Annotated in this window: 11 protein-coding genes; 7 read left to right on the top strand and 4 right to left on the bottom strand. The window is 71.6% G+C overall.

Going from position 1 to position 15227, the window contains the following annotated elements; all coding sequences use genetic code 11:
• Positions 1–17: 17 nt before the first annotated feature.
• From ADK67_RS10225 to ADK67_RS10215, 3 genes are read right to left on the bottom strand one after another with little or no spacing between them, the layout of a single operon-like run.
• Complete coding sequence (locus ADK67_RS10225; RefSeq protein ID WP_053716157.1) at positions 18–1514, bottom strand: class I adenylate-forming enzyme family protein; 1497 nt, start codon at positions 1512–1514, stop codon at positions 18–20.
• Between the two features lie 25 nt (positions 1515–1539).
• Complete coding sequence (locus tag ADK67_RS10220; protein ID WP_053716156.1) at positions 1540–2913, bottom strand: glycosyltransferase family 4 protein; 1374 nt, start codon at positions 2911–2913, stop codon at positions 1540–1542.
• The gene (locus ADK67_RS10215) at positions 2910–3926 is read right to left on the bottom strand and encodes an SDR family NAD(P)-dependent oxidoreductase (protein ID WP_197289369.1); all 1017 of its coding nucleotides are present in this window, start codon (positions 3924–3926) and stop codon (positions 2910–2912) included. The genes ADK67_RS10220 and ADK67_RS10215 overlap by 4 nt, the downstream gene beginning before the upstream one ends.
• A 285-nt stretch (positions 3927–4211) precedes the next feature.
• On the opposite strand from ADK67_RS10215, the gene ADK67_RS10210 reads away from it, so the two are divergent.
• The 6 genes from ADK67_RS10210 to ADK67_RS52385 all read left to right on the top strand — a co-directional run bounded on the left by ADK67_RS10210 (position 4212) and on the right by ADK67_RS52385 (position 13893).
• Complete coding sequence (locus tag ADK67_RS10210) at positions 4212–5702, top strand: aromatic amino acid ammonia-lyase (RefSeq protein WP_053716154.1); 1491 nt, start codon at positions 4212–4214, stop codon at positions 5700–5702.
• On the top strand, positions 5699–7330 hold the full coding sequence (locus ADK67_RS10205) for a carbamoyltransferase family protein (RefSeq protein ID WP_053716153.1): 1632 nt from the start codon (positions 5699–5701) through the stop codon (positions 7328–7330). The genes ADK67_RS10210 and ADK67_RS10205 overlap by 4 nt, the downstream gene beginning before the upstream one ends.
• The gene (locus ADK67_RS10200) at positions 7327–9144 is read left to right on the top strand and encodes an ABC transporter ATP-binding protein (RefSeq protein WP_053716152.1); all 1818 of its coding nucleotides are present in this window, start codon (positions 7327–7329) and stop codon (positions 9142–9144) included. Before ADK67_RS10205 ends, ADK67_RS10200 begins: the two co-directional genes overlap by 4 nt.
• Positions 9128–10930, top strand: a complete 1803-nt coding sequence (locus tag ADK67_RS10195) for an ABC transporter ATP-binding protein (protein WP_053716151.1) — start codon at positions 9128–9130, stop codon at positions 10928–10930. Before ADK67_RS10200 ends, ADK67_RS10195 begins: the two co-directional genes overlap by 17 nt.
• A 54-nt stretch (positions 10931–10984) precedes the next feature.
• A complete protein-coding gene (locus tag ADK67_RS10190) occupies positions 10985–13024 on the top strand; it encodes a carbamoyltransferase C-terminal domain-containing protein (RefSeq protein ID WP_053716150.1) in 2040 nt (679 codons plus the stop codon).
• Between the two features lie 293 nt (positions 13025–13317).
• Positions 13318–13893 carry a helix-turn-helix transcriptional regulator gene (locus ADK67_RS52385; protein WP_197289368.1) on the top strand — a complete coding sequence of 192 codons (576 nt, stop codon included), beginning with the start codon at positions 13318–13320 and terminating at the stop codon, positions 13891–13893.
• 44 nt (positions 13894–13937) lie between these two features.
• Here the strand turns inward: ADK67_RS52385 and ADK67_RS10180 are convergent, their stop codons facing one another.
• Positions 13938–14342 (bottom strand): winged helix-turn-helix transcriptional regulator, encoded by a 405-nt coding sequence (locus ADK67_RS10180; protein ID WP_053716149.1) that lies wholly within the window; start codon positions 14340–14342, stop codon positions 13938–13940.
• Positions 14343–14545: 203 nt separating this feature from the next.
• On the opposite strand from ADK67_RS10180, the gene ADK67_RS10175 reads away from it, so the two are divergent.
• Complete coding sequence (locus ADK67_RS10175) at positions 14546–15226, top strand: SDR family NAD(P)-dependent oxidoreductase (RefSeq protein WP_053716148.1); 681 nt, start codon at positions 14546–14548, stop codon at positions 15224–15226.
• Position 15227 lies beyond the last annotated feature (1 nt).

Here is a 15227-nt window from a genome sequence, read left to right as displayed (position 1 = left end):
CACCCTTCGGTTCTGGGTCATGCGATCCCCTGGGACAGGGACCGCCTCAGCGGCTTGCCCGTGGCGTTCCTGGGCACCTGGTCGAGCGCGGTGAGCACGCGCGGCACCTTGAACGAGGCGAGCCGCGCCGCGCAGAAGGCCCGCAGCTGCTCGTGGGGCGGCGAGGCGCCCGGGCGGAGGACGACACCGGCGCAGACCACGTCCCCGACCACCTCGTGCCGCCGGCCGTACACCACGGCGTCGACGATGTCGGGGTGCTCCAGCAGCACCCGCTCCACCTCGCCGGGGTAGACGTTGTGGCCGTCCACGATGAGCAGGTCGTTGAGCCGGTCGACCAGGAAGACGTACCCCTCGTCGTCGACGAAGCCCAGGTCACCGGTGTGGAACCAGCCGTCGGTCAGCACCGCGGCGGTGGCCCGCGGGTCGTTCCAGTAGCCGGCCATCACGTTGGGACCGCGCACGACCAGCTCGCCGGTCGCGTTCGCGGGCAGCGGCTCGCCGCCGACCGGGTCGACCGCCCTGATCTCGACGTCCTCGATGGGCGAGCCGACCGAGCCGACCTTGTGCCGGCGCTCGTGGTTGTAGCAGGCGAACGGCGAGGTCTCGGTCAGCCCGTACGCCTCGTTGATCACCAGCCCGAACCGGTCCCGCCACGCCTGCTGGGTGGTGACAGGCAGGGGCGCGCCCGCCGACATGAAGTACCGGACGCCCGCCAGGTCTTCCGGCGCGACCTGCGCGTCCAGCAGCACCCGGTACACCGAGGGCACCGCGAACACGGCGGTCACCCGCTCGTCCTTGATCGCCGCGAGGCTGCGCCCCCGGTCGAACCCCGGCAGCAGCACCACCGTCGCGTGGGCCGTGAACGACGCGTTGAGCACCGCGTTCAGGCCGTAGCAGTGGTAGAGCGGGAGGAACAGCAGGACGCGGTCGGCGCCGGTCAGCCCCGTGCAGCGGACCTTGGCCCTGGTGTTGGACACGACGTTGTGGTGGGTGAGCACGGCTCCCTTGGGCCGCCCGGTCGTGCCCGAGGTGTAGACGAGCATCGCGGGGTCGTCCGGGGCGCGGTCGGCCGCGGTGATCGCGGCGCGGTTCTCCACCAGGGCCGCGAAGTCCGCTTGGTCGCCCCGCTCCGGCAGCAGGACCCGGCGGCACGCGGGGCGCTCGCCGGCACCCTGCGCCGGTCCGGCGGTGAGCGAAGCGGTGGTGAGCAACAGGACAGGGGTGCTGTCGCCCAGGATGTGCTCGACCTCGTCGACCGCGATCCGCGTGCTCAGGGGCACCGCGACGGCGCCCGCTTTGAGCACGGCGAGGAACGCCAGGACGAAAGCGGGTGTGTTCGGGAGCCGCAGGGCGACCCGGTCGCCTTCGGTGACCCCTTCGGCGCGCAACCAGGCCCCGAGCCGACCCGCGGTGTCGTCCAGGTCGGCGTAGGTCCAGGTCGTGTCGCCCGCGCGCAGGGCGACCCGCTCCGGGCACAGCCGCGCCCCGCGCTCGACGTGTTCGACGACGTTCACCCCGACCTCCTCGTGCGCTGGTCGGTCACGCGATGTCCGTGCACACGATCGGCCGGTCCGCCGCCAGCACCTGCCGCAGCCGCGACCGGGACCGGGAGGGCCGGTACCGCTCCGCTTCGCGACGACCGCCGTCGGCCAGCTCGCGGGCGAGCGCCGGGTCGCGGTACAGGCGTTCGACGGCGTGCTCGATGGCCGCCACGCTGCACTTCTCCACGACCACGCAGTTCACCTCGGGCGCCGCGAACTCCGCGGAACCGCCGCTCTCGGTCACCACGACGGGCACTCCGGCCGCCATCGCCTCCACGGGCGGCAGGCCGAGGCCGTCGACCAGGGGCGGGTACACCAGGGCGTGACAGCTCCGGAGCACCTCGAACAGGCGAGCCCGCGGCGGGTCGACGTGCAGCTCGCAGTCCAGGTCGACGAACACCTCCGGCGCGTGCGGGGTGATCCACACGATCTCGAGGTCGAGCCCTCGGCGGCGCAGGTTCTCCAAGGCGGGCACCGCGAACGCCAGCCCCTTGTCGCCGATGCCGTCCCAAGCCATCAGCAGCACGCGGAACGGCCGGTCGGCGGGTCGCGGCCCGGTGTCGAAGGCCCGGTCGTCGATCGCGGCAGGAACGTAGTCCGACACCCGGCCGAACACGTCGCGGTAGATGTCCTGGATGAACCGCGAGCACGTCATCAGGCCGACCGGCAGCCGGTGCGCGTCGAGGCGGTAGGCGAGGAAGTCCTCGTCGAACCCGTCGCTCTCGTTGAGGGTCGGCTCGCCGCCGGAGAAACCCACCACGGCGCTGTTCCCCGCGCGGAGGGCCGGCAGGTAGTCGACCCAGCAGCCGACCACGGTCAACGCCGCCGGCGAGGCGCGCAACCGGTCGGTCAGCTCCGGGTGGCCCGACACCGCCACCACGTCGCGGAAGGCGTCCGCGCCGGGCACGTCCCGGGCGTCGTCGCCCCGCACCTGCACCACGGTCACCTCGTAGCCGAAGTCCACCAGCGCACGGGCCAGGTCGACCTGCACCCGCATGCCCCCGGTGGTGACCGGGAACGGCAGCACGAGGTTCGCCTCACGGGTCGTCCGGCGTGCCGCCAGGGCCGCGAGCCGATCCCCGTCGACGGCGCGGGCCGCGTCGAACGCCTTGCCGGCGGCGCCGTCACCGAGGAGTTCGTAGGCGGTCGCGAGGTTGACCAGGTCACGGAAGGACTCGGTCGGACGTCCGGCGAGCAGGTCGACGGCTCCCCGCGCGTCACCGTCGAGCAGCAGGCGCGCGGCGTCCAGGCCGATCCGGTCCGCCGGGCTCAGCGCCGACGTCACCTGCCCGAACGCGTGGCGGGCCCGGCGGAAGTCGATCGCCCACCGGACGGGGAAGCCGAACCGGTCCAGCGCCCTGGTCACGGTCACCGGGCGCTCCCTGCCTCGACGACCGTCGCGGGGTCGGCCAGCCGCTCGGCCGATCCGTCCACGACCAGGAGCTCGCTCAGCCCACCGGGGTTCAACGCCTCGACCCGGACGCGCAGGACCGCGGGGTCCTCGGGGTGCGGCTCGGCCCGCTCGTGGGGTGCCACCAGCACCTCGTGCAGCTTCTCGCCGGGACGCAGCCCGGTCTGCACCACCTCCACCGGTGCGTCGACCCTGGCCCGGATGCGGTCGACGAACTCGCCCATGCTGACCGGGCGGTCCAGCAGCGGCACGAGGGTGTCGCCACCGGCGCCGATGACGCACGCGTTGCACAGCAGCGCCACGGCCTCGTCGGTGGTCATGAAGTACCGGGTCGCGCGGGTGTCGGTGACCGGCAGCGGCGCGCCGGCGGCGAGCTTGGCCCGGAAGACGTCGAGCACCGAGCCGCGGCTGCCCAGCACGTTCCCCAGGCGCACGTTGATGTAGCACGTCGTGGACACGCGCTCCGCGTACCAGGTGGTGATGCGCTCGGCGATGTGCTTCGTGCGCCCGAGCACGCTGGTGGGCGCCGCCGCCTTGTCGGTGGACAGGTTGACCACGGTGCCCACGCCGTTGGCCGCCGCCGAGGTGAGCACGTTGAGCGTGCCCAGGACGTTGGTCATGAACGCCTCGCCGACGTGCCGCTCCAGCAGGGGCACGTGCTTGAGCGCCGCCGCGTGGAAGATCACGTCCGGCCGGCTGTCCCGCACCACCCGGCCGATCCTGGCCGCGTCGCGGATGTCGGCGAGGACCATCTCCACCGGGAAGCCCGCGTCCCGAGGGGACAGTGGCAGGAGCACCGCTTCCAGAGCGGACTCGTCGCGGTCCAGCATGACGACCGAGGCGGGCGCGAACTCCAGCAGCGTCCGGCAGATCTGGGAGCCGATCGACCCACCGGCGCCGGTGACCAGGATGCGCTTGCCGGCGATGAACCGGGCGAACGCGGTCAGGTCGGACCTGCGCTCCCGCCGGTCCAACAGATCCTCGACCGGTGGGAGCGTCGGCGGGCGTACGACTTCGACGTGGTCCGGCACTGGCCCCCCTGCTGTCGCGAGAATGCGTGCTCGCCGAGAACGATCAACCAGCGGCGGTGCGCGCACACGTCACCTAAAGAGGCGACTGGAGAATCCCGACCGGCGGGCCTAGTCGTGCCCAGGCGCGACCGCCGTGCGTGTCCCCGTAACGAGGGACAGGCACTGCGGCGGAAGACCGGCAAGAGTCGACACCGTGATCAAGGCTGATCGGGAACGGGGCGACTGGACATGACGGGAAGTTCTGCGTGGGCCATCGTCGAATCGGTCGGGAGCAGCCGGCTCGCGCTGTCGGACACCGACGCGGCGCGGATGAACGCCAGTGCCGACCGGCTCGCCGAGGCGCTGGCCGCGGACGCCCCCGTCTACGGGCTCACCAGCGGCTTCGGGCCGCTGGCGCGGTTCCCCGCGGGGGTGGACGACAACGCGCAAGGGCTGAACCTGGTCCACCACCTCGCCGCGGGGCAGGGGCCGCCGCTCGACGTCGCGACCACCCGCCTGACGCTGGGGTTGCGGCTGGCCGGCATGAAGCGCGGGTACTCCGGCATCACCCCTGCCTCGTGGTCGGCGTTGGCGGAGGTGTTCAACGCGGGCTTCACCCCGGTCGTGCCGGCGAAGGGCAGCGTCAGCGCCAGTGGTGACCTGCTGCCGCTGGCGCACGCCGCCCTCGCGTTCGCGGGCCACGGCCACGCCTGGCGCGTCACCGACGGCGAACCGGTGGTGGTGCCGGCCGCCGAGGAGTTGACCCGGCTCGGCCTGCGCCCGGTGCGCTGGGGCGCCCGCGACGCCCTCGCCTTCGTCAACGGCAGCAGCGCCAGCCTCGCCGCCGCCCTGCGCAACCACGTCGCGCTGGTCCGGTCGTCGTGGGCGGCGGCCGTGCTCACCGGGCGGCTGGTCGACGTGTTCGGCGCCTCGACCGAGCCGTACGCCGACGACGTGGTGGACGCGCGGGGCGGTTTCCCCGGCCACGCGCGCGCGGTCGAGTGGATCCGCACCCAGTTGTCCGACGAGACACCGGCGGCGAAAGCCCGAGCCCTCCAGGAGCCGTACTCGCTCCGGTGCGCGCCCCAGGTCATCGGGTCGGTGCTGGACCAGCTGTGGGCGGGCGAGGAGCTGCTGGTCCGGGAAGCCGAGGCCTGCTCCGACAACCCGGTGATCTCGGCGACGGCGGTGCTGCACGCGGGCAACTTCCACGCCGTCAACACCGGGCTGGTCTCCGACCAGCACGCCGTGCTGGCCCACCAGCTGGCTTTCCTGGCCGAACGGCAGCTGGCCCTGGTGGTCGAGCCGGCGTCCAACGGCGGTCTGCCCGCGTTGCTCGCCTCGACCCCCGGGGCGACGAGCGGGCTGGCCGGGGTGCAGATCGCGGCCAGCGCGATGGTCTCGGAGGTGCGCCAGAAGGCGCTGCCGGCGACCACGACCGCCCTGCCGACGAACTTGTCCAACCAGGACATCGTGCCCATGTCGCTCGTCGGCGCGCTGCGGACGGCGGAACAGGTGGAGCTGGTCGAGCTGGTCGTCGCCTCGCTCGGGCTGGCCGCCGCCCAGGCGCAGCACGCCCTGGGGCTCCGGCCGGTGACCGGGCTGTGGGCGGAGGTCCTGGCGGCCAGCCCGCGGTTGGCCGCCGACCGGCCGCTGTCGACGGAGGTCCACCGGGTCCGGGACCTGCTGGGCCGCCACGCCACCGACGCCCTCGCGGGCACCGGGGGCCACGCCCGATGAACGTCCTGGGCATCGGCGGTTCCGTCCACGACTTCTCGTGCTGCCTGGTGGTGGACGGGACCGTGGTCGTCGCGATCGAGGAGGAGCGGCTGTCCCGGGTCAAGTACCACCCCCTGGGGCGCATCTCCACCGACCAGTTCCGGTTGCGGGGCATCCAGTACTGCCTGGACGCGGCGGGTCTCACCCTCGACGACGTCGACCAGGTGGTCGGCAACGACCTGATCTTCCCGGCGGTGCTGCGCGGTCTCCCCGACGTGCGGTCGATCAACCACCACCTCTCCCACGCGGCGTCGTCGTTCTACCTGTCGCCGCACGCCGAGGCGGCCGTCCTGGTGATGGACGGGTTCGGTTCGATGGCCGACGGCCGGGCCGAGACCACGAGCCACTTCCTCGCCGGGGACGACGGCATCCGGCTGCTGCACCGGGACACCGGAGCCGTCGTGCGCAAGGACCAGCGGCTGCCGTTCAGCTGGGCCAACTTCGACTTCGTGGAAGACTCCGCCGGTGTCCTCTACAGCCACGTCACCGACCTCATCGGCTTCGGGGAGTACGAAGAGGGCAAGACGATGGGGTTGGCCGCGTACGGCAAGGCCGGTGACGCGGCCGAACTCGGCCACATCGTCCTGGTGGACGACGAGGGGCGCATCCGGTTCGGCCGGGCCGAACGCGACGCGCTCGACGCGGTGCACCGCGCGATGATGGCCGCGGCGCGCACGGACGCCGACGTGTTCGCGGTCCGGGCCGCGTTCGCCGCGGCGGTCCAGTCGTTGCTGGAGGAAGTCGTGCTGCGTCAGGCGCGGTCCATCCACGAGCGCACGGGCGCCGACGCGCTGTGCGTGTCGGGTGGTGTGTTCATGAACTGCCCGGCCAACTACCGGCTGGTGACCGAAGGGCCGTTCCGGGAGGTGTTCCTGCACGGCGCGTGCGGCGACAACGGCACCGCCATCGGCGCCGCGATGCACGGCTACCACACCGGTTCGGGCCTGCCCCGGACGCCGATGACCCGACCTGTCACCTACACAGGTCGCACCTACGGCGAGGACGACCACGTCCGCGCACTGGAGAAGCACCCGGACCGGCTCGTGTTCCGGCGCTCGCCCGACATCGCCGCGGAGACCGCCGAGGTCTTGGCCGCGGGTGGTGTCGTGGGGTGGTTCCAGGGCGGCTCGGAGTTCGGCGCACGGGCTCTCGGCAACCGCAGCATCCTGGCCGATCCGCGCGACCCCGGCATCAAGGACAAGCTGAACCTGGTGGTCAAGGGACGAGAGGCGTTCCGACCGTTCGCACCGTCCGTGCTCTTCGAGCGGCAGGGCGAGTACTACGACATCACGGTGGAATCAACGCACATGTGCCTCAACGCGATGAGCCGCGCCGACGGCCCGCCGTTGCCCGGCGTCACCCACGTCGACGGCAGCGCCCGCATCCAGTCGGTGCGCGCCGACGTCAACCCCCTCTACCACCGGTTGATCTCCCGCTTCGCCGAGCTCACCGGTGTCGGCGTCGTCCTCAACACCTCGTTCAACGAGCGGGAGCCGATCGTGGAGACACCGGAACAGGCCGTGGACTGCTTCCTGCGCACGGACATCGACCGGCTCGCGCTTGGCCCGTTCATGGTCTCGAAGGCATGACCGCGGTGGGGCCCGGTCGGGCGGCACGTGCGGTGGGTCGCCTGCGCGACCGCGGCGAGGTGCGCTTCTTCGAGGTGTTGGGACGCGCGGCGCCGGGGCTCGCCGGGGTCTGGTTCGGGCTGCTCGTGGTCCGGGCGGTGCTGCCGGTGGCGTTCGTGCTGTCGATGAGCGGCGTCGTGGCCGCCGTGCTCGGGGGCGAGGGCGTCGCCGGGCGGCTGGTCGTGCTGGGCGTGGTGTTCATCGCGATGCACGTGACGCCACCCCTGTACGCCGAGGTGGGCCTGAACCTCGGCGACCGGACGGCCGACTGGCTGAACCAGCGGCTGATGGCCACCACGACCCGGCCGGAGGGCATCGCCCACCTGGAACGGTCGGACCACGCGTCGCAGCTGGTCCGGGCCAGGGACTTCGACCTCGCCCTGTCCGGGCCGCCGATGTCGGTGGCGATGGGGTTCATCGCGTCCGGCCTGGTGCAGTTGGCGAGCGGCATCGGCATGTGCGCGTTGCTGTTCGGCTACCACTGGTGGGTGCCGCCGCTGCTGGGCGGGGCGTGGGGCGCGACCCACTGGCTGATGCGGGACAGCGCGGTGTGGCGCGGCAGGCTGTCCGACGAGGCGACCTCCGCGCAGCGCGAGGCGGAGTACCGCTACCGGGTCGCGGTCGACGCGCCCGCCGCGAAGGAGATCAGGATCTTCGGGCTGGCGGACTGGCTGGTCGAGTCGTTCGCCACTCAACGCCGCCTGCTCATGCGCCTCAGGCTGGAGGCGACCCGCCTGGACCGGCGCGGGCTGGGGTGGTCGCTTCTCGTGCTGACCGCCGCCCACGTGCCGGTCTTCGTCGTGCTCGCCGGTGACATCACCGGCAACCGGGTCGGCCTGGCGCAGGCCATGGTGTTCGTGCTGGCCGCCATCGGCGCGAGCGGCATCGCCTTCGGCGGGCTGAACTCCGCGCTGTCGATGTGCGGCCAGGTCGTGGACAGCGTGTTCGCCCTCGAACGGGACATGGCGCCCGACGGCGACCTGCCCTCCGGCACCCGGTCGGCCGACGGCCTGCCGGCGCACGAGATCCGGTTCCGCGACGTCCACTTCGGCTACGGCCCCGACGGGCAGGACGTGCTGCGCGGTCTGGACCTGGTCATCCCCGCCGGCAAGGCGGTGGCCGTGGTGGGGCTCAACGGCGCGGGGAAGACGACGATCGCCAAGCTGCTGGCCCGGCTCTACGACCCCGACCGGGGTGCGGTGGAGGTCGACGGCATCGACCTCCGCGAGTTCGACATCGCCGACTGGCGGCGCCGCCTCAGCGTCATCTACCAGGACTTCGTCCGGTTCGAGGCGTCCCTGCGCGACAACGTCAGCCCGGCCGGCGCCCCCGAGGAGTTCATCACCGAGGCGTTGGCCACCGCCGGCGCGGCCGGGGTCGCCGACCTCGACGCGGTGCTCGGCCGGGGGTACGACGACAGCACGGAGCTGTCGGGCGGCCAGTGGCAGCGGGTGGCCATCGCGCGGGCCCTGTGCGCGGTGCGCATGGGCGCGGGCGTCGTCGTGCTCGACGAGCCGACCGCCCAGATCGACGTGCGCGCGGAGCTGGAGCTGTTCAACCGCCTGCTCGCCGCGACGGAGTCGTGCACGCGGGTCCTGGTGTCCCACCGCTTCGCCACCGTGCGCAAAGCGGACCTCATCCACGTGGTGGAGCACGGGCGCGTGGTCGAGTCCGGCACCCACGACGAGCTGATGGCCGCCGGTGGCCGCTACCGGACGATGTTCGACCTCCAAGCCGCCCGGTTCGACGAGGAGCAGGATGTCCCGACACAGTGACGAGCTACCACCCGCGCTGCGCTCCCTGTGGCGTTCGCTCAAGTTCGGTTACCGGGTGGAGCCGAAGTTCCTCGTGCTGTCGTGCGGGTTGACCATCTGCGGCGTGATCCCCGACGTGGCCGTGGTCTTCGCCCTCAAGGTGCTCGCCGACGGCGTGGCCAGGGGCGATCGCACGCTGGCGTACACCGCCTGCCTCGCGGTGGGCGCGCTGACGGTGGCGATCTGGCTGTTGTCGGTGGGCTCCGGGCGGGCGGTGCAGGGGTTCGCCGACCGGATCACGGTGGCCTTGGAGTCGCACGTCGCGCACCTCCAGGCCGCGGCGCCCGGACTGGCGCACCACGAACGCCCCGAGTACCTGGACCGGCTCGCGGTCCTGCGCAACCAGGTGTTCGCGCTCAACCACCTCTACGGCTCGTTGTTCTCGACCGCCGCGTCCGTCGTCCGCGTGGCGCTGACCCTCGCGCTGCTGGTCTCGGTCCACCCGGTACTGGCACTGCTCGGCTTGGCGGCGCTGCCGGGCGTGGCGGTGTCCGGGTGGCGGGCGGAGAAGGTCAGGACGGCCCAGGAACGAGCCGCCCAGCACGGCAGGCGCGCCCGTCACCTGTTCGTCCTGGCGACCACCGCCGGACCGGCCAAGGAACTGCGCGTGGCCGGGCTCGGCGACGTGGTGCGGACCCGGCAGCGCGAGGCCCGCGAGCGCTGGTACCGGGCGGTGTCGGCGATGCGGTGGCGCGGCGCCGCCTGGCAGTCGGCGACGTGGCTGCTGTTCGGCCTCACCTACGGTGCGGCGCTGTGGTACGTCGCCGTCGCGCTGAACGCACCCGCCGGGGACGTGGTGATCGTGCTCGTCGCGGGCAGCCGGGTGTCCCAGTACGTGGCGGACCTGGTCGCGGAGGCGAACTTCCTGCGCGGTGACTGGCTGGGCGCGTCCCGCCGGTTGGCCTGGCTGGAGGACTACGCGGCCGACCAGCAGCGCGACCAGGGCAGCGGGACGCCACCCGAGCGCCTGCGCACCGGCATCCGCTTCGAAGGCGTGTCGTTCACCTACCCCGGCACCGACCGTGAGGTCCTGCGCGACGTCGACCTGACCCTGCCCGCCGGGACGACCGTGGCGGTGGTCGGCGAGAACGGTGCGGGCAAGACGACGTTGATCAAGCTCCTGTGCCGGTTCTACGAGCCGACCAGCGGCCGGATCACGGTCGACGGCGACGACCTCGCGGGCTACCACGCCCGGGCCTGGCGGGAGCGGATCACCGGCACCTTCCAGGACTTCTTCCGGTTCGAGTTCACCGCCAAGCGCTCGGTGGGCGTGGGCGACCTGCCGTCGGCGGACGACGCCGCCGCGGTGTGGCCCGCCATCGACCGCGCGGGGGCGCGCGGCGTCGTGGACGGTCTGCCGGCCGGCCTGGACACCCGCTTGGGCGCCACCTGGGACGGCGGGGTGGACCTGTCGTTCGGCCAGTGGCAGAAGATCGGTGTCGCCCGCGGTTCCATGCGCACCGACGCCCTGGTGCGCGTGTTGGACGAACCCACCTCCGCCCTGGACGCGGAGACCGAGCACGAGCTGTTCGAGCGCTACGCGGAGGAAGCCGCCTCGGACTCGCGGCACCGGACCGGCGCGATCACCGTCCTGGTGTCCCACCGGTTCTCGACCGTGCGGATGGCCGACCTGATCATCGTGCTCAACGGCGCGGCAGTGCACGAGGTCGGCAGCCACGAGGAGCTCATGGCGCGTGGCGGCACGTATGCGGAGCTCTACAGCCTGCAAGCCCGTTCATACCACTGAGACGCCGCCGATCACGGCCGGCAGGTGCCACCGCACCGGTTGAGGAGCTTCGAGATGGACCCGCACTTCCCGGCCGAACCGCCCGCTGTCGTAGAGCACTTCCTGTCCGTCTACATGGAGGCGCCGGACATCACCGCGCTCACGGTGCAGCGCCACGACCACTGCGCCGCGCTGTGGCGGCGCGAGGGCGACGTGATCACGCTGCGGCGGTACTGGGAGTTCGAGCGCGTCACCGGCTTGAAGCACCACCGCCTGCCGCTGCGCGAAGCGGACGACGCGCGCGCGTTCCTCGACGTGCTGCTCGCCGAGGAAGGCCTGTCGCTCGACGACATGGCCGAGGTGTGGGGCACGCCCCACCTGGAAACCGACCGCGGGTTCGCCGGTCGCCAGGTGGGCGAGGGGCAGTCGGTCCACAGCACGTCGCACCTGTTCTCCGCGATCGGGATGGACTGGCGGTTGCTGCGGGAGGGCCGGATCCTCGGCTTGGCCCTGGACGCCGGCCCGGACCTCCAACTGGACGAGGAGCTGCCCGAGTCGATCTACTCGGGCTGCATCGTCGACCGGGGCACGATCACGACGTTCCCGGTCGAGTCGCCCGCGCCGCTGTGGATGCTCGCCCGCGGCCGGTTCAAGCAGGAGGAGGGCACGCTCATGGCGCTGTCCTCCGCCACCACGTGCACGGTCGACTTCGACGTCGAGTCCCTGGTCGCCACGTTGCCGTTCTGGACGCAGGCCGAGGTCTTCCACAGCTCGGACGTGCTGTTGGACCGACTCGTGGACGTGGTGACCGCCGCGCTCGCCACCCCTGAAGGTCGTGCCGTGGCCCGGTACGACGACCGGTTCGACCACGGGGAGAACCTGCGCGGCGCGGTGATGAAGCTGGTGGATCGGGCTTCCTGGGTGGTGGTGGACCGCAACATCGAGCACATCAGGGAGGAGCACGGCCTCGACCTGACCGGGATGCACCTGGCGATCTGCGGCGGCTTCGCCCTCAACTGCCCGAACAACACGCGGCTGATGAACAAGTACGGGTTCGCCTCCCTTTCTGCGCCACCGTGCGCCAACGACGGCGGGCAGGCGTTGGGCCTGGGCATCATGGCCCTGCACGACCGCGGGTTGACCGGCCGGTCCGACTTCCGCCTGGCCGACGCGTTCCACGGCCGCGAGATCCGCGACCTGGACCGGGCGCTGGAGGAGTTCGGGGCGGTCGTCGACGACGTGTCCCCGCTCGACCTGGAACAGGTGTGCGCGGACCTGGTCGACCACCCGATCGCCTGGGTGCAGGGCCGGGCCGAGATCGGACCGCGCGCGCTGGGGCACCGCAGCCTGCTCGGCGACCCCCGGTCCGCGCGGACCAAGGACATCCTCAACGACGTGAAGTTGCGCCAGTGGTGGCGTCCCGTGGCGCCGATCGTGCTGGAGGAGCACGTGGGCGAGTGGTTCCGGGAGAACCGCAGCTCGCCGTACATGCTGGAGGTGTTCGCCAGTCGCGACGAGGTGCGCGGTGCGATCCCCGCGGTGCTGCACCTGGACGGGACGGCGCGGATCCAGACGGTGGGACCCGACGACGACCCGGTGCTGCGGCGGCTGCTCACCGCGTTCCACCACCGCACCGGCGTGCCGATCCTGGCCAACACCTCGTTGAACGACAAGGGCGAGCCGCTGGTGGACACCGCGGCCCAAGTGCTCAACTTCTGCGTCCGGAAGGGCGTGCCCGTCGCCTACATCGGTGACGTGCGCATCCGCCTGCGTCCCGACGCCGATCAGGTGCTGAACCTCGACGGGCCGCACCCCCGTGCCGCCGAACGCTTCGAACACGACGCCGAGCGCTGGCAACAACTGTGGTCGGAGTGGACCGCCCTCGGGTTGAGCCCGGAGGCGTTGTTCGTCTACTCGTGGAACCCGCGGCTGCGCAACACAGTGGATCCGTTCACCGCCGCCGGTCAGCGGGTGCTGCGCATCGCGTCGTCCACGTTCATCGACCGGGTCAGCAGCCGTGAACGCCGATTCGTGCACCACCTGACCCACTTCTACGGCCCCGAGGCGAATCCCCTGCTCTCGGATTCGGCGGAAAGCCTCATCGGCGGCGGCTGAGCCGGTCGACATGGGGCATGGTGGTCGGCGGCTGATCTACCCGCCGGCGGGACACGCAGCAGATGAGACCGCCGTCACCACCACGCCGGACCGTTGACGCTGCCCGCACGCCTGCGTACGGTCGGTATATATCGGGGGGCAGTACGAAACTTTCGAAACGGGGATCATGCGACACGACCGCCCTGACGAACACCGACTTCTGCGACACCCCCTGCATTGAGGGTTCGCCCGGGTCGATGCCGCGCTCTGCGGCTTTCGGGAACAAGTTCGCCACACAGGGTCGGAGTCGATTGATGGTCAACGTTGATCTGTTCGCCAGCATGCCCGTCTACCTCTACGGGTTGACCAGCGCGTTGAGTCGTCGCGGGCTTCGGGTGATCGGCGCCAAGGAATCAGCCGCGGAAGGCTTGTCCCCGCATTCCGATGTCGTGGTGGTGGACGTCAACGTGCTTCAGGGCTGCGATCCCGCCGACTTCATCACCGCCGCGGCCACCGTGGCGCCGGTCGTGCTGATGGTCGACGAAATCGGGGCCGATTCGTCGGACATCTACACCGGCGCAGGCGTGCGCGTCGTGACCAGCCTGAGGGCCGGCATCGACGACCTGGTCCAGTTGATCGCGGAAACCGCCGGGACCGGGTCACACGAGAACGCACCCGAAGACGCCAAATCCCCCGCTCTGTCACAACGCGAAGAACAAGTCCTCCGCCACGTCGCCCGCGGCCTCACGCACGGCCAGATCGCCAGGATTCTCGGCATCAGCCAGCACACGGTGGACACCTACATCAAGCGCATCCGTACAAAGATGACGTTGGGCAACAAGGCCGAACTGACCCGAGCGGCCCTGGAGTACGAGGCCGCCCTCACCTGAAACCGCTCGCCGAACACCTCCGCGTCCCGACCAACCATTGGCCATCAGGGTGTGGTAGCGGTCCGGTGTTCGCGGATCTGGCTGTGGTGGTCGGCGACCCAGGTGATCAGGGACGTGACGACGTGGTGGAGGCTGCGGCCGAGGGGCGTCAGGGCGTACTCCACACGTGGCGGCACCTCGGCGTGCGCGGTCCGGATCACCAGGCCGTCCTGCTGGAGTTGGCGCACGGTGAGGGTGAGCATCCGCTGGGAGATGCCGGGGACTTCCCGCTGCAGGTCGGTGTAGCGCAGGGGGCCGTCGTCCAGCACGGCGATCACGAGCATGCTCCACTTGTCGCCGATCCGGTCCAGCACCTGCCGGACGAACCCCAGCTGCTCAGCGGGGATGGCGGCGCACGGCCCCCGGCGAGCGGCGGCATCGGGTCGGTCTGCTGCGTCCATGGCGCACATTCCCCTCCGTTACAGACATCGATGTGCCTTTTGTAAGGCCTTCGATACTGGTCCATCCTTGTCCTACGCACAAACAGTAGGAATTGAAGGCGCGCCACGAAAGTGGGTCGGAGATCACCCGCAGGTGGTCGCCTCCGCCGCCCTCACCCGATCCACACGCCCGCCGACCATCCCGGCGGTCACGACACGGAAGAGATCCGACTGTGCCCACTCTCGCCATCATCGGCGCCGGCCCCGGCATGGGCCTGGCCATCGCCCGCACGTTCGGCAGCCGGGGCTTCGACGTCGCCCTGATCGCCCGCACCAAGGAGAAGCTGGACACCCTGGTCGACCGGCTCGGCCAGGACGGCATCAAGGCCGCCGCCTTCCCCGCCGACATCCTCGACCGCACCGCGCTGACCGATGCCCTGGACGGCGTGCGGGCCCGCTTCGGCGGCGTCGACGTGCTGGAGTACTCGCCAGCCCCGCACTCCCCCGTGCCCGGCTTCGCCCTGGCCACCCCCTCCGAGGTCACCGTGGACAACCTGCAACTGCAGGTCGAGTACAGCTTCTACGGCGCCGTCGCCGCGACCCGGGCGGTACTGCCCGCGATGCGGGAGGCCGGCGCCGGGACCCTGCTGTTCACCACCGGCGGCGGCTCCGTGGACCCGGTGCCGATGTTCGGCAACGTCAACGCCGCCCAAGCCGCCCTGCGCAACTGGGTGCTCAACCTCGACAAGGAGCTGACCGGCACCGGCGTGCACGCCGCCCACGTGGCGATCAACGTCTGGATCGGCGGAGGCGGCCCGGAGGGCTCCCCGACGGCCACGCCCGAGCAGATCGCTCCCCTGTACTGGGACCTGCACGAACACCGCGACCGCTCCGAGGCCGTCTTCAACACCTGAC

The sequence above is a fragment of the Saccharothrix sp. NRRL B-16348 genome, assembly GCF_001280085.1.
Taxonomy (GTDB): Bacteria; Actinomycetota; Actinomycetes; order Mycobacteriales; family Pseudonocardiaceae; genus Actinosynnema.
The sequence above is the reverse complement of the archived record's forward strand: the minus strand, read 5'-3'. Positions and strand labels throughout refer to the sequence as shown.

Coding starts and splice junctions, on each gene's coding strand:
- ADK67_RS10200 (WP_053716152.1), top strand. CDS start 7,327: ATGACCGCGGTGGGGCCCGGTCGGGCGGCACGTGCGGTGGGTCGCCTG.
- ADK67_RS10210 (WP_053716154.1), top strand. CDS start 4,212: ATGACGGGAAGTTCTGCGTGGGCCATCGTCGAATCGGTCGGGAGCAGC.
- ADK67_RS52385 (WP_197289368.1), top strand. CDS start 13,318: ATGGTCAACGTTGATCTGTTCGCCAGCATGCCCGTCTACCTCTACGGG.
- ADK67_RS10205 (WP_053716153.1), top strand. CDS start 5,699: ATGAACGTCCTGGGCATCGGCGGTTCCGTCCACGACTTCTCGTGCTGC.
- ADK67_RS10195 (WP_053716151.1), top strand. CDS start 9,128: ATGTCCCGACACAGTGACGAGCTACCACCCGCGCTGCGCTCCCTGTGG.
- ADK67_RS10180 (WP_053716149.1), bottom strand. CDS start 14,342: ATGTGCGCCATGGACGCAGCAGACCGACCCGATGCCGCCGCTCGCCGG.
- ADK67_RS10190 (WP_053716150.1), top strand. CDS start 10,985: ATGGACCCGCACTTCCCGGCCGAACCGCCCGCTGTCGTAGAGCACTTC.